Source organism: Anaerobacillus sp. MEB173, from assembly GCF_052119505.1.
GTDB lineage: Bacteria > Bacillota > Bacilli > Bacillales > JBJMAU01 > JBJMAU01.
On sequence record NZ_JBJMAU010000044.1, the window covers coordinates 1 to 1,726 of the forward strand.

Here is a 1,726-nt window from a genome sequence, read left to right on the forward strand (position 1 = left end):
ATTACAGTGCCGGCCAGAGGACTTGAACCCCCAACCTACTGATTACAAGTCAGTTGCTCTACCAATTGAGCTAGGCCGGCTTGTTATGGTGGAGGATGAGAGGCAGGTGCTCTCCCAGCTGAGCTAAATAATTTTAATGAAGACTCTTAAAACAATTTCTTAAATATACTAAAACTCTAGTTAACTCAAACAAAAGAAGCTGCCTCATAAGCGACAGCCTCGTTTCCACAATCAGTTTAGTCAACACAATTTATTTTCTTTATACTAAGGAACTAAGGAAACATTCTATGCTAAGTTCACATTAATTGAATTATCCACACAATACCTAAAAGAAACAAACGTCTTTCCCTCAGGCTCAACATCAACCCAAAAGCTGATATTTTGCCCATCTTCTTGAACAAATTCATGTGTTGCCTCATCTATTACCCAATGGCGATCGGAGATATAATGTTCAATTTTCACCGCTACTTTTTCTTCTTTATAATTGGTAATTTCATATTCAAACTCTACGTATTCTCGTTGACTTAATTTATATCGCTTTTTTTCTCTACCTTTAGTAATAATGTCAAAAGCTTTCCCGAGTCCAAGCTTAATCACTTCATTCTTTGGTGTATGATCAACATGGTCCTCACCAATAAATTCAAGGAGTTTGTCTGAAACATCTGCTTGATACACTTTAATCATACCTTTTGGAATAGGAATCCCCATTTGATTTTCAACCGTATTCATTATCTCAATTATTATTTCTGCTTTTGACGAGTATTTATCAACACAATAATATTTTTTATATTTTCCATTCGTAATGTTCAAGAAGTTTATTTGCTTCTTTTGATGGTCTTTCAATGTAACTTTTCTCCCTAGTGAGTACATATGTTGATCAGCAAAGCTTTTTTCAGTGAATTCTTCTTCATCTTCAAAATCGACCATACTACTGTATACACGCTCATTATTTACGAGCGGTTGGAAATTATCTACACGATTAACATCACCAGCAATCACTTTTACCACGGCTTCTTTAAAGGTCGTCCCAGATTGATTATCAATACAAACCCAACCAGTAAGATTAAACGTGTTATCAGCTAACTCCAAAACGTAATTTGCTTCCCATGACATTCCCTTAGTTAAATAAGAAACATTTATATCTTGATTTAATTGCTGATTTTTTATCATCCAAATTAAAGTTGGCTTTACTATTAACCCATTTGGTAATGAAGGTAAGATTAACTCTCCTGCTGGATTAATAACAATTTCCTTTGTGTCACTTCTCTCACCTATAATTCCATCTGTTACACTCAATAATCTTATTTCGGTCCTAATACTTTGTATTTTATCAAAGACAGTAACTACCTGATCTAAATATTTTTCCAGCAATTTTTGTCTACTAACTAAATCATGATCAAAATTAAATTCTAAAATATGAAGACCTGTAACAATGATTGAATCAATTTCAATTTTTTCTGCAACATCTATGTATTGTATTTCTGAACAATTTTCATTTGAAAACAGCTTTCTACTTTCCTTAACAAGACCAAAACCACCATTGTAAATGGTAATACTCAGTTGTGTCGTTTCTTCATTTGAAGAAGTATATCTCATTTAAGGCACCCCCACAGTTCAATTTTCTCACTTTTCAAACGAAAATATCAAGGGTGTTCATGTTATTTTGATACTTTTTTACAATCGAAAAAAGCCTAACATAAGTTAGACTTTTTTCGATGAGAATTTT

The 1,726-nt window shown here is 33.1% G+C and carries 1 protein-coding gene and 1 tRNA gene; both read right to left on the reverse strand.

Translation table 11 applies throughout. From position 1 onward, the window contains the following. Positions 1–7 precede the first annotated feature (7 nt). Positions 8–80 (reverse strand) — tRNA-Thr (locus tag ACJ2A9_RS23435). A gap of 205 nt (positions 81–285) precedes the next feature. After that, positions 286–1,596: a DUF4139 domain-containing protein gene (locus tag ACJ2A9_RS23440; protein WP_441424111.1), complete on the reverse strand. Its 1,311-nt coding sequence runs from the start codon at positions 1,594–1,596 to the stop codon at positions 286–288. Positions 1,597–1,726 lie beyond the last annotated feature (130 nt).